We start from the raw sequence: 24,245 nt of genomic DNA, 5'->3' as shown, positions 1-24,245 counted from the left end.
TCCCGCCCATGCCGGCGCCGCCCCCGGCGTCAGCTTTCGTCCTCGTCCTTGCCACCTTGCCGGTTCGATTTCTGCGCCGCCTTGCCGCGGCTATCGCTGTCGCGGTTGGCCGATTGGCGGCTTTCGCCGCCTTTGCGGCCGATCTCGGCCATGTGCTCGCGGTTGCGGCTGACGGCCTCGCCCCCTTTTTGTCCGGCCCGGCGTGCTTCTTCCGAGTCGAATTCGTGGGCCGTGCCTTTCTGGTGCGCGGCCTGGCCGCCCTTGCTGGCGATTTCGCGCTGCTGTGCTTCGCTCATGGCGGCGAAGCCCCGCTTGCCGCTGCCTTTCTGGCTGGCTTGGCCTTCGCTTTTCTGGCTGCTGCCGGTGCTCTTGCCTTGCTCGTTGCCTTGGTCACTGCCTTGGTTGGTAGCCATGCTGTTCTCCTCGCTGTCGGTGCCTGCTGGTATGGTTGGGATGGTGGGGCGGCTCAGTGGGCCTGGTCCTGCCTGCCGGCGGCTTCCGGCTGGCGGCCCGTGCCATCGCTGTGGGCGCCCACATGCATATTGGCGATCATCTCGCGCTGGCGCCGCGTGGCTTTTTCGGTTTCTTCGGCGGTTTTGCGCACCAGTTCGTCGGCAAAGGCGACGGCGGTGCGGCTCGCTTCGGGCAAGTGGGCTTCGGCCGTGCGGTTCATTTCGACATTGGCGTCGGCCATCAGGTGGGACAGTTTCTGCTGGTACTGGCGCAGCTTGTCGGAACCGGGCTGCAGATGGCTGGCCGCCAGCGACATGGCTTCACTGCCGCCGCGCGCCGTCAGGATGCGCTGGTTGGCGGTGGCTGCCTCCTCGAGCAGTTCCTGCGCCAGGCGCATGTTCAATTCGTTGAGGCGCAGTGCCGTGTCGAACATCTTGCGCGAGAGTTCGGTGACAAAGTTGAGCTGGGCATCCAGGTGGGCTTGCAGGGCGGGGCTGATACTGTTTGTGAACATGTTCTACCTCGATAAAGACTGGTTCGGGAAGCATCCGGCGGATCCGGATACGCGTTTAAAACAAGCAAAGAGATAGACGCCGCAGACGGTGCCAGGTTCCATGCCGGCGCCCTGTTTTCAACGTGGCAGGCGGCTGTATGCTTGAAAAAAAGGCGGGGTTTGCGGTAGATCAAAGGATGGGGCGATCGTGACGCAGGCCATGCCGGCTTGGAAAATGCTGAGAAAGTGGCCCGGCCGTGCGACAATACCGGCCTCGCGGCAGTGCGGCCCAGCGCCGTCCGCCGCGCCCGTCGCGCATAGTCGCGAGTTTGATTGACTGCTTGTTTACCTGTTTTTTCGTGACCATGACGCATCCTGAATACATCCTGACCCTGTCCTGCCTGGACCAGCGCGGCATCGTGCACCGCGTGTCCGGCTTCCTGGCCGAACATGACTGCAACATCATCGATTCGGCCCAGTTCGGTGACCAGGAATCGCAGCTGTTCTTCATGCGCGTGCACTTCGCGCTGGAAGACGCGGCCATCAGCGACAGCGTGCTGCGCGCCGACTTCGCGGCGTTGTCACAAGCCATGCAACTCAATGGCCAGCTGCACGACGCGCACACCAAGCCGCGCGTGATGCTGATGGTGTCGAAGATCGGCCATTGCCTGAACGACTTGCTGTTCCGCTACAAGAGCGGCCTGCTGAACGTGGAAATTCCCGCCATCGTGTCGAACCACATGGAGTTCTACCAGCTGGCGGCCAGCTACAATATTCCGTTCCACCACCTGCCGCTGGCGGCCGGTGCGCCGGAGTCGGCCAAGCTGGCGCAGGAAGCGAAAATCATCGAGCTGCTCGACGCCCACCAGATCGACCTGGTGGTGCTGGCGCGCTATATGCAGATATTGTCGCCCGGCCTGTGCCAGGCGCTCGACGGGCGCGCCATCAATATCCACCATTCCTTCCTGCCCAGCTTCAAGGGCGCCAAGCCGTATGCCCAGGCGCATCACCGCGGCGTCAAGCTGATCGGCGCGACGGCCCATTTCGTCACCGGCGACCTCGACGAAGGCCCGATCATCGAACAGGACGTGGAACGGGTCGACCATGCGATGGACGCGGAAACGCTGACGGCGATCGGCCGCGACGTCGAGTGCGTGGTGCTGGCGCGCGCCGTGAAATGGTTCGTGGAACACCGCATCCTGAAAAATGGCAACAAGACCGTCGTCTTCCGCTGAATTCCAACTTCCCCTGACCCAGACACAATGGCACTCAAAGCAACGATATTCAAAGCCGATCTGCAGATCGCCGACATGGACCGCAATTACTACCAGGGCCATGCGCTGACCCTGGCCCGCCATCCGTCGGAAACCGACGAGCGCATGATGGTGCGCCTGCTGGCGTTCGCCATCCACGCCGACGAGGCGCTGACCTTCACCAAGGGCCTGTTCGATACGGAAGAGCCGGACCTGTGGCAGAAAGACCTGACGGGCGCCATCCAGCTGTGGATCGAAGTGGGCCAGCCCGACGAGAAACGCATCCTGAAGGCCTGCGGCCGCTCCGAGCAGGTGATCGTCTACAGCTATGGCGCGACCAGCCATATCTGGTGGAAGCAGATCGCCAACAAGCTGGAGCGGGCGAAGAACCTGACCGTCATCAACCTGCCGTCGGATGCGGCGCAGGACATGAGCAAGCTGGCCCAGCGCAACATGCAGCTGCAATGCACGATCCAGGATGGCCAGATCTGGCTCACCGACAGCGTCAACACGGTATTGATCGACCGCGAGCCGGTCAAGCCGGCGCGCTGATCTTTTCGGCCGCCAGATGAAAAAAGCCCGCAGCGATGCGGGCTTTTGCTTTTACTGGGGGCTGGCGCCCAGGCGCCGGATGCTGCTCGAGCGCTGCATGCTGCGGCTGACGTGCGGGTCGCCGTAGTAGCTGACCTTGCCCGAGCCGCCGATGCTGATGGCCAGCTTGTCTTTTGCCCACACCTGCGCTTCGCCCGAGCCGCCTATGCTCACCTGCACGTCATTGGCGGCCAGCCGGCCGGCGCCGATATTGCCCGAGCCGCCGATCGAAGCCGTCAGCTGTTCCGTCTTGCCGCTGGCGTTGAAGCTGCCGCTGCCGCCGATGGCGACCGAGACGATGCGCGCGTCGAGCTGGCCGGCATTGATCGAACCCGAGCCGCCCACGTCGAAACGCAGTTTTTCACCGCGCAGGCCGCTGGCATTGATGGTGCCCGAGCCGCCCACGCTGACCCGCTCGACCTGGCGCGCATGCACCACGATGGTCAGGGCCGTCTGGCGCAAATTGCTGTTGCGCTTGGCCGGGCGGATGCGCAAGGTGCCGTTTTCCACGGCCGTCTCGATCAGCGGCAGGATATTGTCATCCGTTTCGATGGTGACGCCTTCGGTATTGCCGATGCGCAGTTCCACCGTGCCCGGCACGTTCAGCGCCACGCCGTTGAAATTGCCCACTTCGCGCATCTGCTTTTGCAGCTTGCCGCTGCCCTTGACGCTGCTGCCGGCGATCCAGTCCATCGGCGAGGCCATGCCTGGCGCGGCAGGCGCGAGCAGGGCGAAGACGCTGGCGGCCAGCAGCAGGGCGGTGCCGGCGCGGCGCGGTTGGAAGATGGCGGATGTCATGGTTACTCCCTGTTCAATGGTATGCCTGCATGGTAAGGCGGCTGGGGCGGCCGGCGCAGCACCGTGCGACAGACTGCGCCGTGACGGGCACAGAATGCAGGCTGTGGCGACAGGATGGCATGAGGTATCATGCCGGTATTGCATATAGAACGAGCACTGGAATGACATGTTGATTATTACCATCAAACAAGGCAAGGAAAAAAGCTTGCTGGGCCAATCGTGGATCTACGCCTCCGCGATCGACAAGGTCGAAGGCAAGCCGCAGGAAAAAATGAAGCCGGGTTCGACAGCCATCGTGCAAAGCTCGTCCCGGCAGTTCATTGCCCGCGCCGCCTACAACTCGAAGTCGCAGATCCGCGCACGCATCTGGAGCTTCAAGGAAGATGAACCCGTCGACCACGCCCTGATCAAGCGCCGGGTCAAGGCCGCCATCGAAAAACGCTTGCCGGCCATCAGGAAGGCGGGCGAGAGCCAGCTCCTGACCCTGATCAAGGGCGAGGACGAGGGCTTGCCCGGCCTGGTGGTGCAGCTGTTTGGCGGCGCGCAAGGCTACCTGATCTGCGAATTCAACGCCGGCGGCGTCGATGCGTGGAAAGTGGCCATCGTGCAATCGCTGATGGCCTCGACCGGCTGCCCGAATGTGTACGAGCGCTGCGACGAGCTGCTGCGCAAGGGCGAAGGCTTGCCTTTGACCGACGGCGCCCTGGCCGGCGAGGAGCCGCCCGATGAAGTCATGCTGACCGACAATGGCGTGCGCTATGCGCTCGACCTCAAGACCGGGCACAAAAGCAAGTTTCGCTGATTATTCCAGCGGCACGCTGCGGTATTTATTCACTTCCAATGCGCTGACGGCCGGTGCATCATTGCCCCAGCTGGCGCGCAGATGGCTGACCACGGCCGCCACTTCCGCATCGTTCAGTACCGGACCGTACGGCGGCATGCCGTACGGGCGGGGATTGCCGGCCGTGCCGGGCGCGAAACCGCCGTTGAGCACGATGCGGATGGCGTTGACGGGCGAGTCTGTCAGCAAGGCCCGGTTGCCGGCCAGCGGCGGATAGCCGGGCGGCATGCCCTTGCCGTCCGCCTGGTGGCAGCTGGCGCAATGGGTGTCATACAGCTTGGCGCCCTGCGCCAGCTGCGCCACCGCCGCGTCCGAGGTGTCGCGCGGCGCCCCTTTCACGGGTGGCCGGGTATCCGGCAGGCTTTTCAGGTACACCGCCATCGCCCGCACGTCAGCGACCTCCAGATGCTGCAGGCTTTGCCGTACCACCTCGGCCATCGGGCCGAAGACGGTGGCGCGCGGCGACACGCCCGTATGCAGCAGTTCCACGATATGGCCGGTGTCCCAGTCGCCCAGGCCCGCCTCCGCGTTCGACGTCAGCGAGGGTGCGTACCAGCCCAGCATGGGGATCAGGCCGCCCGACAGTCCTTCTTCGCTGCCGCCCAGGGTGGTGCGGCTGCTATGGCAGGCGCTGCAGTGGCCCAGGCCCTGTACCAGGTAGGCGCCGCGGTTCCATTCCACGCTGCGCGCCGGGTCGTCCTGGTAGACGGCCGGCTTGAAATACAGCGCGCGCCAGGCCGCCAGCGCGATCTGCTGGTTGTAGGGGAAGCGCAGCGCGTGCGGAAGGTTGGCCTGCCGCTGCGGCGGCACGCTTTGAAGGTAGGCGTACAGGGCGTCGCTGTCTTCGCGCCTGACTTTGGTGTAATTGGTGTAGGGAAAAGCTGGATACAGCAGGCGGCCGTCTTTCGACTTGCCGTTGTGCATGGCGCGCCAGAAATCGTCGGCGCTCCAGGCGCCGATGCCAGTCATCTTGTCCGGCGTGATATTGGGCGAGATCACATTGCCGAACGGCGTGGACAGCGCCCGTCCGCCCGCATAGTGCACCCCACCACGGGTGGTGTGGCAGGCCATGCAGTCGCCGGCTTTGGCCAGATAGGCGCCGCGCGCCACCAGTTGCTCCCGGCTCAGGCTGCTCGGGTTTGCCGGCGGCCCGATATCGTCGGCCGGCCACAGCAGCATTTTCGCGCCCACGCCCGCGATCAACAGCACGGCCAGCGCCATCAGCGATTTTTTCATGGCGCTCCCCCGGCGGTGGAGCCCGGCACGCTGCCGCAGTGCAGCGGCAAGGGGAATGTCATGGCGTCCGCCGGGCGGGCACTGGCGTCGGCCGCCTGCGTGCCCAGCCAGGCGGACACCGCGCCGACGTCGGCGTCGGACAGGCGCTCGGCGATCACGGCCATGCAGTCGGGCGCATGGGCGCGGCGCACGCCGTTCTTCCAGGCGCCGAACTGGGCGTTGATATAGTCGCGCGGCAAGCCCAGCAAGCCTGGAATGGCGGGCGCCACGCCAGCCAGCTGCTGGCCATGGCAGCTGATGCAGGCCGGGATTTTTTTCACGCTGTCGCCCGCAAGCACCAGCTGCTTGCCGCGCGCCAGGGCGGCCGTGCCCGCCGTGCTGGCCTGGGCCGGCGGCGGCGTGGGGTGCTGCTGCGAAAAATAGTCGGCGATTTCCTGGAGGTAGGCGTCCGGCAGGTGCTCGACCATATAGGTCATCATCGGGTAGCGGCGCCGGCCGTCGCGGAAATTGAGCAGCTGGTTGTACAGGTAGCCCGAGGGCTTGCCGGCGATGCGGGGAAAGAAGGCGTCTTGGCGTTCCTCTTGCGCATGGCAGGATGTACAGGCCTTGATGCGCTGCGCCAGGGTATCTGGTACTAGTGCCGGCGCGGCCAGCGCCATGCCGCTTGCCATGCCGGCCAGCGAAATCAACAGCCTGGAAAGAGGTCGCCGCATGCTGTACACCTGTATATGCTGGTTTAGTTGCCTAGCATATACTGTTCTCGCCTGTTAAGACAGTGGCAATGGTGTGAAAACGCTATGAATCGGCCGGCATGCTGGCCGGCGCCGGGGCGCGCGGCGCTTTTTGCGGCGCCACCTTGCCGCCATCCGCGATCCAGCGGCGGTACACGCGCAGGGCTACCTGCGCATCGTCGGCCGCGTACAGGATCTGCTTGTCGGACAGGCGGGCCGAAGCCCAGTTGGTGGTGGAAATCTTTTTCGACTTTTGCAGATGCAGGCCGAAGAATTTGGCCACCGCCGTCTTGGCGCCCAGGTCGTTGCGCTGGCCGCCACGCAGGGCCACCGACAGGTCGAGCACGCCGGCCGGCGCAATGCCCAGCTTGTTGCGCAAGCGCTTGACGTCGTCGGACAGGCCGAAACCGACTTTCAAGGTGACGGTCGATTCGAGGATGGCTTTCAGCTCGGCCAGCGCCGGCGTGGCAGCCGATCCGACCTGGAACAGATAGGCGGTGTCGTCGGTGGCCAGCTGGATCAGGTGCGGGCCGGTCGACGACTCGCCCTTGACGAAGGTCGGCTTCGATTCGGTGTCGAAGCCGATCGCGTCCGTCGCCAGCAGGGCGGCCATGGCGGCTTGCGCTTCGCCGGCGGTGCGCACCAGGCGCACGTCTTCGAGGCGGATGCCCTGGTAGGGCGGCAAGGCGGGAGCGGCTGGCTGGAGTGGCGCGGAGGCGTTATCCATGAAGCCGGATCAGCCTTTGCGCGAGAACTTCGCGGTCAGCAAATTGAGCTTTTCAAGGCGCAGGCGGTTGGCTTCCTCGGCCGCTGCCGCTTCGCGCTCGGCCTTCTTGCGGTCGGCTTCTTTCTTGAAGCGCTGCTGCAATACTTGCGTGGCGTGTTCGCGGTGGGTGGCGGTGACTTCCGCGCCGGCTTTGCCGTCGAGGTCGTAGCGTACCTTGGCTTTTTCCATCACGCGCAGATAGCGCAGCGAACCGGTGTGGATGCCCAGCGCCGTGCGCATCAGCTTGCGGTCCAGGTCCGGCAGGCGGGCCAGGATCTGCTTGTCGATACCGATCGACAAGGGCAGGCAATCGCGGAACGGCGGGAATTGCTCCTGGAACTGCTTGAGCAGCGCGCGCGCCGTCAGGCCGGCCGGTGCGGCTGCCGGGGCCGCTGTTACGGCCTCCGGTACAGGCGCAGATACTGCTGCGGCGTCCGCGTGCGTGTCAGGAGTGGTGGCTTGCTGGTCTGGCGTGGAGCTGGTCATCGACATCGTGGGGTTAGGCTATAAAAGGGGAGCATAGCACGCGCCACAGGCGAGTGCATTGTCTTTTTTGGCAACTTGACACGCATTTGTCCTGCATCGTCGTAATGAAGACAAGCGCAAAAATGCTTGAATGTGTATAATGTCGGCTTGCGCTGATGACTGCACCGGGTTTTTTACGGGGCGAATCAGATGTACAGGGGATAAGAGCAGGGGATATGAGCATTCCATGGCGGCCTTGATATCCGCCTTGTTGACAGCAGATAGTGTGCTTGTCATTCGGCTTATCGGCATTCATCCATGATCTTGCTCTCCGCTGTGTCTTCACTGAACAACAACAAGCCCGTTCTGGTACGGGCTTTTTTTCATTCCGCAATGTACATCGCTTGTTTATCTGACCCGGCTTCGGCCTCGCCGTCCAGCCCGCCGCTGTTGCAGGATGCGCGGGCTTTGAACGTTCCGATACACAGGCGCCGCTGCCGCTAGACGGCAGCCGCAACAATACGCTCCATCGAGTCCGGTTTCGCAGGCTTAGGTGGAATCATTCACTTCGCGCCGACACCATCTGGTCTCGCATTAAGAGATATCTCATGAAGAATACGCCAAAAACTTTAACGTTGTCCGTCAAGGCGCCACGCCCGGCGGCCTCCGCGCAATTAGCCGTTCCAAAAACGACTCTATCTTACTTCATCGATAATGCGCAAGCGAATCCGGAAGCGACCGTGGTCACGCCGACCGTGGTGACGGTCGTCAAGAAGAGCCGTTCGCGCCTGGCCGCCGTGCCGCCGCTGGACGTTGCCGCGGAAACGCCAGTGGCGGCCGAGCTGCCAGCGGAAGTGAGCGCTACGGATGAAGCCGCCGACGTTGCGCCGGCCAAGGTGCCGAGCGTAAAGATCGCACCAAACGTGAAAGTGGCTGCCGCGCCACGCAAGGTCAGCGAAAGCGCCGCCACCAACAAGGTGGTAACGGCGGCCCGCTCGAAAGTCGTGCGCGCCAAGGTCGAACCGGCGCCCGTCACCATCATCACCGGCGCGCAGGCGGTCAGCAAGACCACCGACGCCGACGCCCTGGCCGCCATCGATACCTCGAACTACTTCCTGCCGACCGTCAAGGTGCCGGGCCGCCGTGGCCGCAAGCCGAGCGAATTCACGCCGGAAAACGACGAAGTGGCGGCACTGAACGCCGTCGAGCGCGCCGAACTGAAAGCCGTGTCGAAAGCGCGCGACCGCAAGGCCAAGGGTGGCGTGGCCGACGCGCTGGGCGATCCGGAAGCCTCGGCTGCCGACCTGGAGCGCCGCCGCAAGCAGATTACCGGCCTGATCAACATGGGCAAGGAACGCGGTTTCCTGACCTATGCCGAGATCAATGACCAACTGCCGGAAAACATCATCGATCCGGAAGCGATCGAAGGCATCATCGCCACCTTCAACGACATGGGCATCGCCGTCTACGAGCGCGCCCCTGACGCGGAAAGCCTGTTGTTGACTGACAACGTCGCCACCGTCACCAGCGACGACGAAGTCGAAGCGGCGGCCGCCACCGCGCTGTCGACGGTCGATTCCGACTTCGGCCGCACCACCGACCCGGTGCGCATGTACATGCGTGAAATGGGCGCCGTGGCGCTGCTGACGCGCGAAGGCGAGATCGAGATCGCCAAGCGCATCGAAGGCGGCCTGAAAGACATGATCCAGGCGATTTCCGCCTGCCCGACCACCATCGGCGAAATCGTCGCCCTGTCGCAGAAGATCGCGCGCGACGAAATCAAGGTCGATGAAGTGGTCGACGGCTTTGTCGACCTGAACGAAAGCAATGCCCCGGCGCCGGCCGCCGTGGTCGTGCCTGCCGCCGCCACCGGCGACGAAGAGGAAGAGGAAGAAGAAGCGGAAGAAGAAGACGGCGACGCCAATGGCGGCGCGGCGGGCTTCTCGAGCGAACAGCTGGCGCAGCTGAAAAAGAATGCGCTGGAAAAATTCAACGTCATCTCGACCCAGTACGAGAAGATGCGCAAGGCGCCGGAAGGCTACAATTCGAAAGCCTATGTCAAGGCGCAGGAAGCGATCTCGCAGGAACTGCTGGGCATCCGCTTCACCGCCAAGGTGGTCGAGAAGCTGTGCGACACCCTGCGCGGCCAGATGGAAGAAGTGCGCCATATCGAGCGCGCCGTGCTGGAACTGTGCGTGAACAAATGCGGCATGCCGCGCGCCCACTTCATCAAGGTGTTTCCGGGCAACGAGACGGACCTGGAATGGGTCGACCGCGAAGTCGACTGCAAGTATCCGTACAGCGCGATTTTGAGCCGTAACGTGCCGGCCGTGAAAGAGCTGCAAAAGAAAATGATCGACCTGCAGGCCCGCGTGGCCTTGCCGCTGGCCGACCTGCGCAAGATCAACAAGCAGATGGCGGCCGGCGAAAAACGCGCGCGCCACGCGAAACGCGAAATGACGGTTGCCAACTTGCGCCTGGTAATTTCGATCGCCAAGAAATACATCAACCGCGGCCTGCAATTCCTCGACCTGATCCAGGAAGGCAATATCGGCCTGCTGAAAGCGGTCGACAAGTTCGAATACCGCCGCGGCTACAAGTTCTCGACCTACGCCACCTGGTGGATCCGCCAGGCCATCACGCGTTCGATCGCCGACATGGCCCGCACCATCCGCGTGCCGGTGCACATGATCGAAACGATCAACAAGATGAACCGCATCTCGCGCCAGATCATGCAGGAAACCGGCAGCGAGCCGGACCTGGCGACCCTGGCCGTCAAGATGGAAATGCCGGAAAACAAGGTGCGCGAAATCATGAAGATCGCCAAAGAGCCGATTTCCATGGAAACGCCGATGGGCGAAGATGGCGATTCGCAACTGGGCGACTTTATCGAAGACAACACCACCCTGGCGCCGCTGGACGCCGCGCTGCACGCCTCGATGCGCAACGTGATCAAGGAAGTGCTCGATTCCCTGACGCCTCGCGAAGCGAAAGTGCTGCGCATGCGCTATGGCGTGGAAATGTCGAACGACCACACGCTGGAAGAAGTGGGCAAGCAGTTCGACGTCACGCGCGAGCGGATACGCCAGATCGAAGCGAAGGCGATGAGCAAGCTGCGCCAGCCGTCGCGTTCGGACAAACTGAAAACCTTCCTGACGCAGAACTAAGCCAGGCAGGCAAAAAAGAGGCGCAAGCCTCTTTTTTTTCGTCCGTACGCCGTCTCAGCCCCGCTCGGGCAGACTCAGCGGCAAACGGATTTCCAGCGTCGTGCCCTGGCCCGGCAGGCTGTCGATGTACAGCGTGCCACCGAGGGCATGGATACGTTCGCGCATGCTTTTCAGGCCGAACGCGGCGCGCTTGCCGTCGTCGCCGGGCTGCATGCCGATGCCGTCATCGCTGATGCGCACCAGGACCTGGCTGGCGCACTGCCCCAGGGTCACCTCCACCGTGCTGGCGCGCGCGTGGCGCAGGCTGTTCGACAGCGACTCCTGGATCACGCGGAACAGGGCGGCCGTCTGGCGCCGGTCCAGCCCTTCGCCGGTATCGGGATCGGCCAGCCGCAGATGGTAGCGACTGCCGCCCAGCGTGTTCATCTGCCGTACCAGCCATTCGACGGCCGGCACCAGGCCCAGCTCCAGGGTGCTCGGATACAGATCGTTGATGATGGCGCGCACGGCGGCGATGCTGGCGTCGATGGTGGCCAGCGCGCGCCGCGTGTGGCGCCGCAGCCGCGCGTGTTTTTCACCGGTGCGCGCATGCAGCAGGCTCGCGTCGATCTTCAGCGCCATCAGGCTTTGCCCCAGGTCGTCGTGGATATCGAGCGCGATGCGGCGCCGCTCTGCGTCCTTGATGCTTTCCTGGTGATCCGACAGTTCGCGCAGTTGCAGCAGCGACTGGCGCAGCGCCTCTTCCGTGCGCTGGCGCTCGGTGATGTCGATGCCGATGCCGATGATCAGCTGCGGATGGCCGTGCCGGTCGAAAATCGGCTGCTTGTGCGTCAGCACACGCCGGTGCTGCTGCAGACGGTCGTTCCACAGCACGTTTTCGCGCACGATCACGCGGCGCTGCGCAAACGCCTGGCGGTCTTCCTCGCGAAAGCCCCGCAGCTGCTCGGGTGAGTAGTAGCGTTCTTCGGTGCGCGCCGTCAGTTCCTGCAGGCCGATGCCCCATTGCTGCTCGCAGGCCTGGTTCATCAGCACGATCTGCGAATCGGCGGTTTTCAGGAACAGCGCCAGCGGCAACATGGATATGATCTCCTGCAACTGTGTTTCGCTGTGCGCCAGTGCCTGCTCGGCCTCGCGGCGCACGGCGATTTCGGCCGACAGCAATTCGTTTACATCCTGCAACTGTGCCGTGCGCAACGCGATGCGCTGGCCCAGGTCCGCATGGGCCGTGCTCAGTGCCTGCCGTGCCAGGTGATGCTCGGTCACATCGGTGGCCACCGTCAGCGCCCCGCGCAACTGGCCCTGGCTGCCGAACAGGCGCTTGCCGCGTATCATGGCCCAGGCCTGGCGGCCATCGGCGCGCACATAATCCAGCAGGCGCGCGGCGCCGCCATCGTCCTCGTCCTCGTCCTCGTCCTCGCGCAGCAAGGCGCACACGCGCAGCAGCGTCGCCTCATCGAACAGGTCGCGGATATTGCGGCCGATCAGTTCTTGCACGGGCAAGCCCAGCATTTCTCCCATGCGCCGGTTGGCCTCCAGGATGTTGCCGGCGGCGTCGGTCTGCCAGACGCCGTCCTGCACCGCATCGCTGAATTGGCGGTAGCGCGCGCGGCTCGCTTGCAGTTGCCGGCGCAGCAGGTGAATGACTGTCGCCAGCAGTACGGCCACCAGTCCCAGGGCGAGAGCGGCGATAGTCGCCGCATGCAGCAGTTGAAACGACGGTTGTGCCATCGGTGCCTTTGAATATCGGTACGGTGGCGCGCGCCGCTGCACATGGTCGGACAGATATTATTCCCATGCATTGTAATGCTTTACTTACATTGCTTTAAAAATAATTTCTACCGTGCATCAGCCACTCTATTGATTGCCGTGTCGCAATAGTGCCATGCCTGTATTCGCTTACAATCGGCAGCACTGATCAATCGCTGCTATCCTCTGGAGCACGCTGGCTATGACAACCTGGAAGGCGCATTCTCATGCGATTGCTGTTTTGACGGTATTGACCGGCCTGTCCGGCCCTGGCCATGCCGCGCCGCCTGCCGGCGTGCGCGATGCGCTGGAAGCGCCGCTGGGCCTGCATCCGGGCCGGGATTTTCGCCTTGCCGACGGCAAGTGCGTCGATTGCCCGACCATCCCGCAAGCGATGTTCTATTTCCGCGACGAAGTCATCGCGGTGCCCGCGGCGGGCCTGCCCGTGTCCGGCCATTCAAGCGTGGCGCGCGGCAAGGACGATGTGCGGACCTGGGCCGCCGGCGCGCAGGCGCAGGCGCTGGCCTATCCCGGCCTGGTCTGGCTGGGCGCGCCGCAGCTGCTGCCCGACGCCACCTTTTCAGCGGACGGCGCCAGCCTGCGCCTGCCCACGGGCGACGTGCTGCCATGGCGGCTGACGCCGAAGATCGCCACCAATCTGTCGTATTTCGACGCCAGCTCGCGCGCTTTCTTCGAGGGCAAGCCGGTGCGCGTGCGCGGCACCCTGGAACAGGTCGACGGCCTGCAGCGCTACACGGCGCGCACCATCTGGCCGAACGAGTTCGCGATTGGCGCCAAAGCGCTGGCGCTCGAGCCATTGAAAGGCAAGGACGGCCTGGTCGACTATGTGCGGGCGCACGATGGCGGCGCGAAGAGCGCCTATTCGAACCGCCTGGTGTGGCAGCGCCAGCCCGGCGCGGCCAGCCAGTGGGAAGGCAAGCCGGTGCTGGCCGTCATGCTGAACGGCGCCCAGGGCGATGACGACGAAGCCTACGGCGGCCATTTTGCGATCGCCACCGGCACCATGGGGCCGCGCGGCGAGTTTGCCGACTGGATCGTGAACAATTTTTATGGCCTCGACGCCTATGGCGAAAAAGGCATCCTGGCCGCGCCCGTGCCGATGGATAACTACCTGGCCGACCTGAACAGCGGGCAAGCGTATTACCGGCCCTCGTACATGCTGGTCGCCGTGCTGAACCATCCGCGTACCGCAAAGGCCTACCAGGGCGGCGTGCAGCGCCTGTACAACCAGTATTACCGGCACGATATCGCGTACGACGGCGCGCTGAACAACTGCGCGGGCCTGAGCATGGATGTGTTCGACGCCCTGGGCTGGCATATTCCGGGACGCGGACCGACCCATGCGCTGATGGCCCTGGCCGGCTATCCCTACAAAGCGATCAGCAAAGCGAGCCTGAAGGAAGGCCGCAAGGCGTATGACTACCTGAGCGAGGAGCAGACGCGCCTGTATCCGGCGGTGGCCTTCGATGCGGCCGGGCAGGATCTGCTGCAATTGGTCAGCGGCACGCCGGGGCGCGCCCTGACGCCGTTCGAACAGCAGCTGCGCAGCGACGTCGAGGCCCTGATCCTGGTGCGGATTCCGCAAATTCCGTCGAGCCGGGCGTTCGGTTCGGCGCCCGTGTTTTCGTATGGCGAATACATGGCGCGCACGCCGCCCGACCCGGCCGACTGGAAGATCGTGCCGGTCGAGCCGCGGCCGTTTCCGGCCGCCCTGCGCGATGGCCTGGCCAGCAATCCGCCGCCACGCGGTTTGCTGCCGTGGCCGGTGGCGCTGGCCGGTGGCACCTTGCTGGCGCTGCTGCTGGGCGCGGGCCTCTACGCGCGCCGGCTGTGGAAAAAACGCCGGCGCTGAAGCTTAGCCCGTATTGCGCAAGCCCGCCGCCACGCCGTTGATCGACAGCTGGATGCCGCGGTGCACGCGCTCGTCGACCTTGTTTTCGGTCGACAGGGCGCGGTGGCGCTTGATCAGTTCCACCTGCAAGTGGTTCAGCGGATCGAGGTAGGCGAAACGGTTCTGGATCGAGCGCGCCAGCAGCGGATTGCCGGCCAGGCGTTCCGTGTTGCCGGTGATCAGCTCCAGGCATTGCAAGGTGTTGCCATGCTCTTCCGTGATGCGCTTGTAGATGCGTTCGCGCAATTCATGATCGGCCACCAGTTCCGCATAGCGCGAGGCGATCGCCAGGTCGGTCTTGGCCAGCACCATGTCCATGTTCGACAGCAGGGTGGCAAAGAAGGGCCATTCGGCGTACATCGTGCGCAGGGTGGCGATACGCTCGTCTTTCGAACCTTCCGCCTGGTTAATCCACGCGCCAATGGCGCTGCCGAAGCCGAACCAGCCCGGCAGCAGCAGGCGGCACTGGCCCCAGGAAAAGCCCCAGGGAATCGCGCGCAGGTCTTCGATACGCTGGTTGGCCTTGCGCGAAGCGGGCCGCGAACCGAGGTTCAGTTCGGCGATTTCGGCGATCGGCGTGGCTGCAAAGAAATACTCCGTAAAGCCCGGCGTTTCATAGACCAGGTGGCGATACGCCTTGTACGCCAGGTTCGACAGTTCCGCCATCACGCTTTCAAAGCGCGCCAGCTGGGCCGTGTGCTGCGGGTTTTCCGCCTGCGGCGCCAGGCTCGCTTCCAGCGTGGCGGCCACCAGCAGTTCCAGATTGCGCCGGCCGATTTCCGCATTCGAAAACTTCGAGGCGATGATCTCGCCCTGTTCCGTCAGCCGGATCTGGCCGTTGACGGTGCCTGGCGGCTGGGCCAGGATGGCTTCGTAGCTGGGGCCGCCGCCACGGCCCACCGTGCCGCCGCGGCCGTGGAACAGGCGCAGCTTGACCCCGGCCTGCCGGAAGTCGGCCACCAGCGCCAGTTCGGCCTTGTACAGTTCCCAGTTCGAGGTGAGGAAACCGCCATCCTTGTTCGAGTCGGAATAGCCCAGCATGACTTCCTGCAACTGCCCCTGCCGGGCGATCAGCTGCTTGACCAGCGGCAGCGCCATCGCGCGGCCCATGATGCCGGCCGCGCGCTGCAGATCGGGGATGGTTTCGAACAGCGGGATGACCATCAGCTCGCCGCTGGCACTGTCGCCATCGATCCGCAGCAGCCCGGTTTCCTTTTGCAGCAGCATCACTTCCAGCAGGTCGGACACGGTTTCCGTGTGCGAAATGATGTAGTTGCGGATCGCGCGTGACCCGTAGCGGGCGCGGATATCGCGCGCCGCGCGCAAAATCGCCAGTTCGGAATCGGTCACCTCGTTGTAGGTGATGAAGGGCGAGTACAGCAGGCGCGGCTGCGCCAGTTCACTGAGCAACAGCGCTTCCCTGGCGTCCTCGTCAAGGGCGCAGTAATCGCTTTCCACGCCGCTCCTGGCGAACAGGTCGGCCAGCACTTTTTCGTGCACGTCCGAGGTTTGCCGCATGTCGAGCGAGGCCAGGTGGAAGCCGAAGATGTCGGCCGCGCGCGCCAGCGTGGCCAGGCGCGGGCGGGCCAAAGCGGCGCCGTGGTTTGCTTCCAGCGAGGCGATGATCACGCGCAGGTCGGCCACAAAGGCGCCAGCGTCGGGGTAGGGGGCGGCGGCGCCCACTTCCTTGCGCAGGATATTGGTCGCGCCCAGGGCGCGCGCGGTGGCGGCCAGGCGCGCATAGATGCCGATCAGGGCGCGCCGGTAGGGCTCGTCGCTGCGGTGCGGCGACGCGTCCGGCGACTGGTCGGCCAGCGCCTGCAGTTGCGTGCTCACGCCCACCATCAGGGTCGACACCGACAGTTCGGCGCCCAGCGCGTGCACTTCGTCGAGATAGAAGTCGAGGATGGTGGTGGCGTGGCGCGCCAGCGCATGCTGCATGGTGCCGGCGTTGACGTTCGGATTGCCGTCGCGGTCGCCGCCGATCCAGCTGCCCATCTGCACGTAGGCCGCGTCGATAGGCGTGACGGTGCCGTCAGGATGCGGATATTCGGCGGCGATATCGTCCTCGATATCGTCATACAGGGCCGGCAGTTCGCGCAAGAAGGTGATGCGGTAGTAGGACAGGGCGTTTTCGATCTCGTCGGCCACCGTCAGCTTGGAATAGCGCAGCATGCGCGTTTGCCACAGGGTCGCCACGCGCGAGCGCAGCAGCTGCATGTTGGCCAGGCGCTCTTTGGGCGTTTGCGGCGTGTCGCGTTCGGCCAGCAGGCGCGCGATGTCGTGCTCGGCGTCGAGGATGCTCTTGCGCTGCACTTCGGTCGGGTGGGCCGTCAGCACGGGGGCGATCAGGGCGTCCTGGAAAAACGTGTCGACGGTGGCGCGCGGCACGCCGGCGGCGCGCAGCTTTTTCAGCGCAAAGGACACGCTGCCCTTTTGCGCGGGCGAGCCGGCCAGCAAATGGGCGCGGCGGCGGCGGATATGGTGCTGGTCTTCGGCGATATTGGCCAGGTGCGAAAAATAGGAAAACGCGCGCACCACGGAATTGGTCTGTTCGCGCGTCAGCTGCTTGAGCATGGTGTCCAGTGCCAAAGCGGCGTCGGCGTCTTCCTCGCGGCGAAAGCGCACCGAGGTCTGGCGGATGGTCTCGACCACGTTGAAGACGGCATCGCCTTCCTGTTCGCGCAGCACGTCGCCCAGCAGGCGGCCCAGCAGGCGTATATCTTCTTTCAGCGGCGCGTCCTTGTCCGGGCTGGAGGCGGTGTCTGTTTCTGCTGCACTGGCTTCATTAAGCATGTTTAAGTACCAAAGTAGGTGTAAAAGAAAAGAAACGGCAACTGCGCCGGGCGTTCAGCCGCAGCGGGGAGGGGGGCGCATGATAAAATTTATGATCTTGAACATGGCGTGTGACTGGCTTTGCCGCGTAGGCAAAGGAACAATAATTAAATAATTATAGCGACGCCGCGCGCGATCCCGACAAAAGAGTGGCATTGCCAGCGGCGAAACAACAACGACAGCGAAAGAACTTGTGTTGAACTCATCCGAAATGTCCCCCGAATTATCCGTCCCGGCCAGGCTGGTGATCGCCTCGCGCGAAAGCCGGCTGGCCATGTGGCAAGCCGAGCATGTACGCGCGCGCCTGGCCGCGCTGTATCCGCAGTGTAGCGTTGAAATCCTCGGCATGACCACGCGCGGCGACCAGATCCTCGACCGCGCGCTGTCCAAGGTAGGCGGCAAGGGCCTGTTCGTCAAGGAACTGGAAGTGGCGATGGACGAAGGCCGCGCCGACCTGGCCGTGCATTCATTGAAGGACGTGCCGATGGAACTGCCCGAAGGCTACAGCCTGGCCGCCATCCTCGAACGCGAAGACCCGCGCGACGCCTTTGTATCGAACGACTACGCCAGCCTGGATGCGCTGCCGCACGGCGCCGTGGTCGGCACCAGCAGCCTGCGCCGCCAGTCGCTGATCGCCGCGCGCTACCCGCATCTGACCATCCTGCCGCTGCGCGGCAATCTCGACACGCGCCTGGGCAAGCTCGATCGCGGCGACTACGCGGCCATTATCCTGGCCGCCGCCGGCCTGAAGCGCCTGGGCCTGGAAGAACGCATTCGCGCCGTGCTCGACCCTGAATACAGCCTGCCGGCCGCCGGCCAGGGCGCGATGGCGATCGAGATCAGGAGCGAACGCACGGACGGCGTCGACCTGTTCGCCTTGCTGGCGCCATTGAATCACCAGGCGACCGAGCAGGCCGTCACGGCCGAACGCAAGGTGTCGAAGATCTTCGGCGGCAGCTGCCAGATTCCGCTGGCCGCGTTTGCCACCGTCGATGGCGGCCAGATGCGCCTGCGCGCCATGGTCGCCACGCCGGACGGCGCCCGCATGGCCAGCGCCGACGTCAGCGGCGAAGCTGGCGCACCCGAGCAGCTGGGCGAGGCCGTGGCCGAACTGCTGCGCGCGCAGGACGCCGCCGCCATCCTGGCCTCGTGCGCGGTGACGCCCGACCAGCACGAAGGCCTGGCGCTGCATGCCTGACCCTGCGGCCACGGCCAGCGTGGTGATCACGCGGCCGGCGCAACAAGCCGGGCCGCTGGCCGCCAGCATCGCCGCGCTGGGGTTGAAAGTGGCACTGCTGCCGCTGCTGGAAATCCGTGCGCTCGACGGGCAGGAAGAATGCGCACAGTTGAAAAGTGTGCTGGCGCGCCTCGATGATTATGCGCTGGTCGCCTTTGTCTCGCCGAACGCCATCGACTGCGTGTTTGCCCACTTGCCCGCCTGGCCGGGCGGCGTGGCGCTGGCGGTGGTAGGCGAGGGCAGCCGCCTGGCCCTGGCCGCGCATGGCGTCAACGCATCGAACGCCAGCATCACCAGCCCCGGTGAGCATGCGCGCAGCGATTCCGAGCACTTGCTGCTGGCGCTGGATTTGCCGGCCCTGCGCGGCAAGCGCGTGCTGATCGTGCGCGGCGACGGCGGCCGCGATTTCCTGGCCGACGGCTTGCGCGCGGCCGGCGCCCAGGTCGACTTCGTCACCGCCTACCGCCGCGCCGTGCCGCCGCTGACGCCAGCCTTGCGGGCGACCCTGGAACAGCTGTTGCAGCATAATCATGACTGGATCATCACCAGCTCGGAAGCGCTGCGCGGCTTGCTGTCACTGCTTACTGAAATGGATAAGGAAATCGATGGGGAAACGGCGTTTGTTGTAAAAATGAAACAACAGCATTTGATCGTGCCGCATGCCCGTATTGCACAGTCTGCGGCCGAGCTGGGCTTTGCCCATGTGACCTTGACAGGATCTGGCGACGCAGGCGTGCTCGCCGCGTTACAATCACGACCATGAACGAAATGCCTACACACTCAGAACCGACTCCAACGCCTGGCAGCGCCGTCTTGACGACGCCGCAGGCGGCCGATCAACCGGGCGGCGTCCCCTATGGCCGCGCACCGACCCTGCTGGAGCAGCTGCAAAAGCCGATGAGCATCGCCGTCATCGTGCTGGCCGTGCTGCTGGCGGCGCAAAGCTGGTCGAGCAGCAAGCAGATCCGCAACCTGCGCGAGGAAGTGGCCAAGCGCCTGCAAAAGGGCGACATCAGCAACGCCGAAACGGGCGTGGTCGCGCGTAATGTGCAGGAAAGCAACAAAGAACTGCAGATCAAGGTGGGCGCGCTGGAAAACCGCCAGAGCGAAACGCAAAGCCAGCAACTGGCGCTGGAGCAGCTGTATAACGATTTGTCGAAGAACCGCGACGAATGGGCCCTGACGGAAATCGAGCAAGTGCTGTCGACCGCCAGCCAGCAGCTGCAACTGGCCGGCAACGTGCCGGGCGCCCTGATCGCGCTGCAAAACGCCGACCGCAGCCTGTCGCGTTCGGACAAGCCGCAATTCATCACCATCCGCCGCGCCATCGGCCGCGACATGGAAAAGCTGAAAGCCTTGCCGAGCGTCGATTCGACCGGCGTGGCGCTGCGCCTGGACGCCGTGATCGCCCAGATCGACGCCTTGCCGATGCTGTCCGACGAAACGCCGGCGTTGCCGGCCGCGCCGGAAAAACCGGGCAAGCCGGTACGCAATGCTGCCGGCAAGCTGGTGGGGCCACCGGCGCCCGAACCGCTGCTGCAGCAAGTGCGCAGTGGCTGGGATACCTGGAGCGGCGACATGTGGAACGACGTGCGCCAGCTGATCCGCATCCGCCGCGTCGATACGCCGGAAGCGCTGATGCTGTCGCCGACGCAGTCCTACTTTTTGCGCGAGAACATCAAGCTGCGCCTGCTGAACGCGCGCATGGCGCTGCTGTCGCGCAACGAAACGGCGTTCAGGAACGACCTGATCGCGGCCCAGGATGGCATCGCCAAGTATTTTGACACGCGCGCGCGTTCCACGCAGACGGCGCAAGGCCTGCTGCGCCAGGTGCAGGCCAGCAATCTGACCATCGAAATGCCGACCTTGTCCGACAGCCTGACCGCTGTGCGCAACTACAAAGCGAAGTCCTGAGCCCATGCGTCTATTTCTCTGGTTACTCGCCCTGATGGCCGCGGCGATCGGTATCGCCGTGACGGCCCGTTTCAACCCCGGCAACGTGGTGCTGTTCTACCCGCCTTACCGCATCGACCTGTCGCTGAACTTCTTCGTGCTGCTGCAGGTGACGCTGTTCGCGGTGCTGTACTTCCTGCTGCGGGCTTTGCGCGCCACCGTGCGCATGCCGGCCGAAGTGGCCGCTTACCGCCGCCGCAAGCGTGAACGCGACGGCAACAAGGGCTTGCGCGAAGCCTTGAAGGCGCTGTTCGAAGGCCGTTTCGGCCACGCCGAAAAAGCCGCCCTGCGCGCCGCCGAACTGGAAGAAAACGCCGGCCTGGCCGCCCTGATCGGCGCGCGCGCCGCGCACCGCATGCGCCAGGCTGAACGCCGCGACAGCTGGCTGGCCCGGGTCGAAGGCGATGCGACGCTCAAGACCGCGCGCCTGATGACGGTCACCGAACTGCTGGTCGACGACCACCAGCCGGAAGCGGCGCTGGCCGCCGTGCGCGAACTGAACGCCAGCGGCACGCGCCATATCCACGCCCTGCAATGGTCCTTGAAAGCCGAGCAGCAGGCGAAGAACTGGCCCGAAGTGCTGCGCCTGGTGCGCTCGCTCGACAAGCACCGCGCGCTGCATCCGGCGCTGTCGTCGCGCCTGCGCGAACTGGCCTATGAACATCTGCTGTCGGACCGCACGCATGACGCCGAGTCGCTGATGCGCGTCTGGTCGACGGTGCCGACCAGCGACCGAGTGAAACCATATATCGCCTGCCGCGCCGCCACCGCCCTGAACGCGCGCGGCCTGCACGACGAAGCGCGGCTGGTGTGCGAAGAGTCCTTGGGCGCCGACTGGGACGACCGCGTGGTGCGCGTCTACCGCGAAGCGGCCGCGCCGTCCGGCACGCCGGCGCTGCTGCTGCAGATCGAGCATTGCGAACAGTGGCTGAAACAGCGTCCGCTGGACGCCGAACTGGCGCTCACATTAGGCTCCCTGTGCCTGAAACAGAAACTGTGGGGCAAGGCCCAGCGCCACCTGGAGCAGGCCCTGTCCGACGCCAGCGACCCGCGCATGGTGCGCGACGCCCACCTGAAACTGGCGCAGATGCACGACGCCTTGCAACAGACCGAGCAGGCGGCGGCGCATTACCGGCAGTGCGCGCTGGCCACCATCCTGTAAATCAGTTGTTCAGGTCGTAAAAAATGCCGTTCAGTTTGCACTGAACGGCATTTTTTTTGCGCCCGCAAGGGGCGCCATCAGCGTGCGCTGTTTATTTCTTCGTATCAGCCTGCTTGGCAGGCGTACCTTCCGGCAAGGCATAGGCGATCAGCGTGTCGCTCATCTTCGTGCCCAGCGAGCCGTGGCCGCCGGCCATCACCACCACGAACTGGCGGCCGCTCTGGTCGGAGATATAGCTCATCGGCGTGGCCTGGCCGCCGGCAGGCAGACGCGCTTTCCACACCACTTTGCCGTTGCGCACGTCATAGCCGCGGATATAGTAGTCGAGCGTGCTGCTGAGGAAGGCGACGCCGCCACCGGTGGTGACCATGCCGCCCAGACTCGGTACGCCCAGCGGCAGCGGAATCGGCACGGGACCGCTGTCCATGGTGGTGCCGTTCTTGTGCATCCAGACTTTTTTCATGGTGCGCAGGTCGACGGCGGCCACATAGCCCCAGGGCGGCGCCTGGCAGGGGAAGCCCAGCGGCGACAGGAAAGCCTTGATTTCCACTGCGAACGGTACGCCCGTCTGCGGTTGCAAGCCCATTTCGCCACCAGTGCCGCCCTTGGCCGTGGTCTGTGCGCGCGGCACCAGTTTTTCCAGGAAGCCCATGTAGTCGGGGTTGACGATCAGCAACTGGCGTACCGGGTCGATGGCTGCGCCGCCCCATTCGAAGATGCCGAGCGGGCCGGGGGAAATAATGGCGCCCTTGCCGGCCGTCTGCGGCGTGAATGGGCCTTCATAGCGGCGTTCCTTGAAGGTGATGCGGCAGGCCAGCTGGTCGAACGGCGTGGTGCCCCACATGTCGGCTTCGCTGATATGGCGTTCCGGCAGGAAGGTCAGGGCCGAGAACGGCTGGGTGGGCGACAGCGTGTCGCCGGCGGCCGGATTGGCGGTCGGCACCGGTTTTTCCGGCGCCGGCACCACCAGGCTGCCGTCGCGGCGGTCGATCACATAGATGTCGCCGCGCTTGGTGGTGGCGACTACCGACGGTATTTTGCCTTTTGGCGTGTCGATATCGACCAGCGTCGGCTGGCCGCCGATATCCATGTCCCAGATATCGTGGTGCACGGTCTGGTAGACCCAGCGCACCTTGCCGCTGGCCAGGTCGAGCGCGACGATGGCGCTATTGTATTTCTCGCCGTTCTTGTTGCGGTTGCCGCCCCAGGTATCAGGGGTTTCATTACCCATCGGAATGTAGACCATGCCCAGCTTTTCATCGATGCTGGACACGCCCCACGAGTTGGGCGAGTTGTTGACGTAGTGCTTGCCCTCGGCGATCGGCGCCGTGTCGTCCGGCCGTGCCGGGTCCCAGTTCCAGACCAGCTTGCCGGTCACCGGGTCATAGCCGCGGATCACGCCCGATGGCTCTTCCGTCGAATGGTTGTCTGTCACGCTGGCGGCGATCACGGCCATTTTTTGCGACACGGCCGGTGGCGAGGTCGGCATCAGGAAACCGCGCTTGGTCATGCCCATGCTCTTGTACAGGTTGACCACGCCATTGTCGCCAAAGCCCTTGCAGGCAGCGCCCGTATCGGCGTTGACGGCGATCAGCGTGCCGTCCATGGTCGGCGCCAAGATGCGGCGCGGGCATTCCATGCCCGATGCTTCCGGCGCCGGATCGTTTTTGGCACGGCCCGCATTGACATCCCAGTAGGCGACGCCGCGGCAGATCATGTGCTGGTAGCTGACCGCATCGCGGTTGATCTTCGGATCATGGCGCCAGATTTCCTTGCCCGTTTCCGGGTTCAGCGCGATCACGATATTGTGCGGCGTGCACAGATACAGCATGCCGTTCACTTTCAGCGGCGTGACTTCGTTGGCGATCTCGCCCGGGTCGTTCGGCCCCTTGAAGTCGCCCGTGTGATAGGTCCACGCTTGCTTCAACCCGGAAATATTGGCGGGCGTAATCTGGCCGGCCGGCGCATACCGGTCACCATAGCCGGAACGGCCATAGGCGGACCAGTCGCCGTGCGCGACGCCGGGCGCCAGTTCGCCTTCGGCGGTGGCGGCCATGTTTTCGGCAGGCACTTCGCCGTGCAGGTCATGGTAGTCCTGGAACAGGGCGATCACGCCCGCCAGCACCGTCAGGGCCACGGCCACGCCCAGCGCGGTCTTGCCTGCTTGCCGGCGCGGCGCCGTGGCAGGAGCCAGGCGGCGGCTGACGAAGGGCAGCAGCAGCCAGACGGCGGCGGCAAACCAGATATCGAGACGCGGCAACAGCTGCCACCAGTCGAATTTCACTTCGAACAGCGACCAGGCCAGGGTAGCCAGCAGCAGGAAGGCGAGGAAGGCTTGCGCGCTGTGGCGGCCTTTGAAGACGAGGACGCCTGCAATCAGCATGCCGATGCCGGCCAGCAGGTAGTACCAGGAGCCGCCCAGGGAGGCGAGCCAGATGCCGCCACCCAGCAGGGTGAGGCCGAAGAGGATAAAGATGATGCCGGTGACTTTCAGTAACAGTCCCGGCCGCGCAGAGGGAATCATAATACTCCTTTTTGCAAGGATTTATCGGTGGCGCGGAGTATGCGTCAGGTTGAATCGAGTGAAGGTAGGGCTAGAGGAATAC

At 64.5% G+C, this 24,245-nt stretch carries 19 protein-coding genes; 9 read left to right on the top strand and 10 right to left on the bottom strand.

Going from position 1 to position 24,245, the window contains the following annotated elements; all coding sequences use genetic code 11:
- Positions 1–29 precede the first annotated feature (29 nt).
- Both Q8L25_RS26435 and Q8L25_RS26430 read right to left on the bottom strand, forming a co-directional pair.
- Positions 30–413 (bottom strand): KGG domain-containing protein, encoded by a 384-nt coding sequence (locus tag Q8L25_RS26435; RefSeq protein ID WP_308922215.1) that lies wholly within the window; start codon positions 411–413, stop codon positions 30–32.
- 53 nt (positions 414–466) lie between these two features.
- Positions 467–967, bottom strand: a complete 501-nt coding sequence (locus Q8L25_RS26430; protein WP_308922214.1) for a phasin family protein — start codon at positions 965–967, stop codon at positions 467–469.
- 344 nt (positions 968–1,311) lie between these two features.
- Here Q8L25_RS26430 and purU point away from each other — a divergent pair, with 344 nt between their 5' ends.
- Both purU and Q8L25_RS26420 read left to right on the top strand, forming a co-directional pair.
- A complete protein-coding gene (purU, locus tag Q8L25_RS26425; RefSeq protein WP_308925810.1) occupies positions 1,312–2,181 on the top strand; it encodes a formyltetrahydrofolate deformylase in 870 nt (289 codons plus the stop codon).
- Positions 2,182–2,208: 27 nt separating this feature from the next.
- The gene (locus Q8L25_RS26420; RefSeq protein WP_308922213.1) at positions 2,209–2,751 is read left to right on the top strand and encodes a YaeQ family protein; all 543 of its coding nucleotides are present in this window, start codon (positions 2,209–2,211) and stop codon (positions 2,749–2,751) included.
- Between the two features lie 51 nt (positions 2,752–2,802).
- On the opposite strand, the gene Q8L25_RS26415 is transcribed toward Q8L25_RS26420, so the two are convergent.
- On the bottom strand, positions 2,803–3,588 hold the full coding sequence (locus tag Q8L25_RS26415; protein WP_308922212.1) for a head GIN domain-containing protein: 786 nt from the start codon (positions 3,586–3,588) through the stop codon (positions 2,803–2,805).
- Between the two features lie 166 nt (positions 3,589–3,754).
- Between Q8L25_RS26415 and Q8L25_RS26410 the strand changes: the two genes are divergently transcribed.
- Positions 3,755–4,390 (top strand): SAM-dependent methyltransferase, encoded by a 636-nt coding sequence (locus Q8L25_RS26410; RefSeq protein ID WP_308922211.1) that lies wholly within the window; start codon positions 3,755–3,757, stop codon positions 4,388–4,390.
- Here the strand turns inward: Q8L25_RS26410 and Q8L25_RS26405 are convergent, their stop codons facing one another.
- The 4 genes from Q8L25_RS26405 to Q8L25_RS26390 form a co-directional block, all read right to left on the bottom strand.
- On the bottom strand, positions 4,391–5,665 hold the full coding sequence (locus Q8L25_RS26405) for a c-type cytochrome (RefSeq protein WP_308922210.1): 1,275 nt from the start codon (positions 5,663–5,665) through the stop codon (positions 4,391–4,393).
- Positions 5,662–6,378: a cytochrome c gene (locus Q8L25_RS26400; RefSeq protein ID WP_374694205.1), complete on the bottom strand. Its 717-nt coding sequence runs from the start codon at positions 6,376–6,378 to the stop codon at positions 5,662–5,664. The genes Q8L25_RS26405 and Q8L25_RS26400 overlap by 4 nt, the downstream gene beginning before the upstream one ends.
- An 82-nt stretch (positions 6,379–6,460) precedes the next feature.
- Positions 6,461–7,123, bottom strand: coding sequence for a 3'-5' exonuclease (locus tag Q8L25_RS26395; protein ID WP_308922209.1), 663 nt, complete (start codon positions 7,121–7,123; stop codon positions 6,461–6,463).
- 9 nt (positions 7,124–7,132) lie between these two features.
- Positions 7,133–7,648, bottom strand: coding sequence for a ProQ/FINO family protein (locus Q8L25_RS26390; RefSeq protein WP_308922208.1), 516 nt, complete (start codon positions 7,646–7,648; stop codon positions 7,133–7,135).
- A 587-nt stretch (positions 7,649–8,235) separates the two neighbouring features.
- On the opposite strand from Q8L25_RS26390, the gene rpoD reads away from it, so the two are divergent.
- Positions 8,236–10,794 (top strand): RNA polymerase sigma factor RpoD, encoded by a 2,559-nt coding sequence (rpoD, locus tag Q8L25_RS26385; RefSeq protein WP_308922207.1) that lies wholly within the window; start codon positions 8,236–8,238, stop codon positions 10,792–10,794.
- Positions 10,795–10,848: 54 nt separating this feature from the next.
- Here rpoD and Q8L25_RS26380 read toward each other — a convergent pair whose 3' ends face one another.
- A complete protein-coding gene (locus Q8L25_RS26380; protein ID WP_308922206.1) occupies positions 10,849–12,522 on the bottom strand; it encodes a PAS domain S-box protein in 1,674 nt (557 codons plus the stop codon).
- 220 nt (positions 12,523–12,742) lie between these two features.
- Here Q8L25_RS26380 and Q8L25_RS26375 point away from each other — a divergent pair, with 220 nt between their 5' ends.
- On the top strand, positions 12,743–14,413 hold the full coding sequence (locus tag Q8L25_RS26375) for a hypothetical protein (RefSeq protein ID WP_308922205.1): 1,671 nt from the start codon (positions 12,743–12,745) through the stop codon (positions 14,411–14,413).
- A gap of 3 nt (positions 14,414–14,416) precedes the next feature.
- Here Q8L25_RS26375 and ppc read toward each other — a convergent pair whose 3' ends face one another.
- Positions 14,417–17,248 (bottom strand): phosphoenolpyruvate carboxylase, encoded by a 2,832-nt coding sequence (gene ppc, locus Q8L25_RS26370; RefSeq protein ID WP_308922204.1) that lies wholly within the window; start codon positions 17,246–17,248, stop codon positions 14,417–14,419.
- A 250-nt stretch (positions 17,249–17,498) separates the two neighbouring features.
- On the opposite strand from ppc, the gene hemC reads away from it, so the two are divergent.
- From hemC to Q8L25_RS26350, 4 genes are read left to right on the top strand one after another with little or no spacing between them, the layout of a single operon-like run.
- Positions 17,499–18,485, top strand: coding sequence for a hydroxymethylbilane synthase (hemC, locus tag Q8L25_RS26365; protein WP_308922203.1), 987 nt, complete (start codon positions 17,499–17,501; stop codon positions 18,483–18,485).
- Positions 18,478–19,287 carry a uroporphyrinogen-III synthase gene (locus Q8L25_RS26360; protein WP_308922202.1) on the top strand — a complete coding sequence of 270 codons (810 nt, stop codon included), beginning with the start codon at positions 18,478–18,480 and terminating at the stop codon, positions 19,285–19,287. The genes hemC and Q8L25_RS26360 overlap by 8 nt, the downstream gene beginning before the upstream one ends.
- Positions 19,284–20,438, top strand: a complete 1,155-nt coding sequence (locus Q8L25_RS26355; RefSeq protein WP_308922201.1) for a uroporphyrinogen-III C-methyltransferase — start codon at positions 19,284–19,286, stop codon at positions 20,436–20,438. Before Q8L25_RS26360 ends, Q8L25_RS26355 begins: the two co-directional genes overlap by 4 nt.
- Before the next feature lie 34 nt (positions 20,439–20,472).
- Positions 20,473–21,639, top strand: coding sequence for a heme biosynthesis protein HemY (locus Q8L25_RS26350; RefSeq protein ID WP_374694328.1), 1,167 nt, complete (start codon positions 20,473–20,475; stop codon positions 21,637–21,639).
- Between the two features lie 91 nt (positions 21,640–21,730).
- Here the strand turns inward: Q8L25_RS26350 and Q8L25_RS26345 are convergent, their stop codons facing one another.
- Positions 21,731–24,163, bottom strand: a complete 2,433-nt coding sequence (locus tag Q8L25_RS26345; protein ID WP_308922199.1) for a membrane-bound PQQ-dependent dehydrogenase, glucose/quinate/shikimate family — start codon at positions 24,161–24,163, stop codon at positions 21,731–21,733.
- Positions 24,164–24,245: the final 82 nt, after the last annotated feature.

It is taken from the genome of Janthinobacterium sp. J1-1 (assembly GCF_030944405.1).
In the GTDB taxonomy this organism is placed as follows: Bacteria; Pseudomonadota; Gammaproteobacteria; order Burkholderiales; family Burkholderiaceae_D; genus Janthinobacterium.
This window is presented reverse-complemented; position numbering and strand designations above follow the sequence as displayed.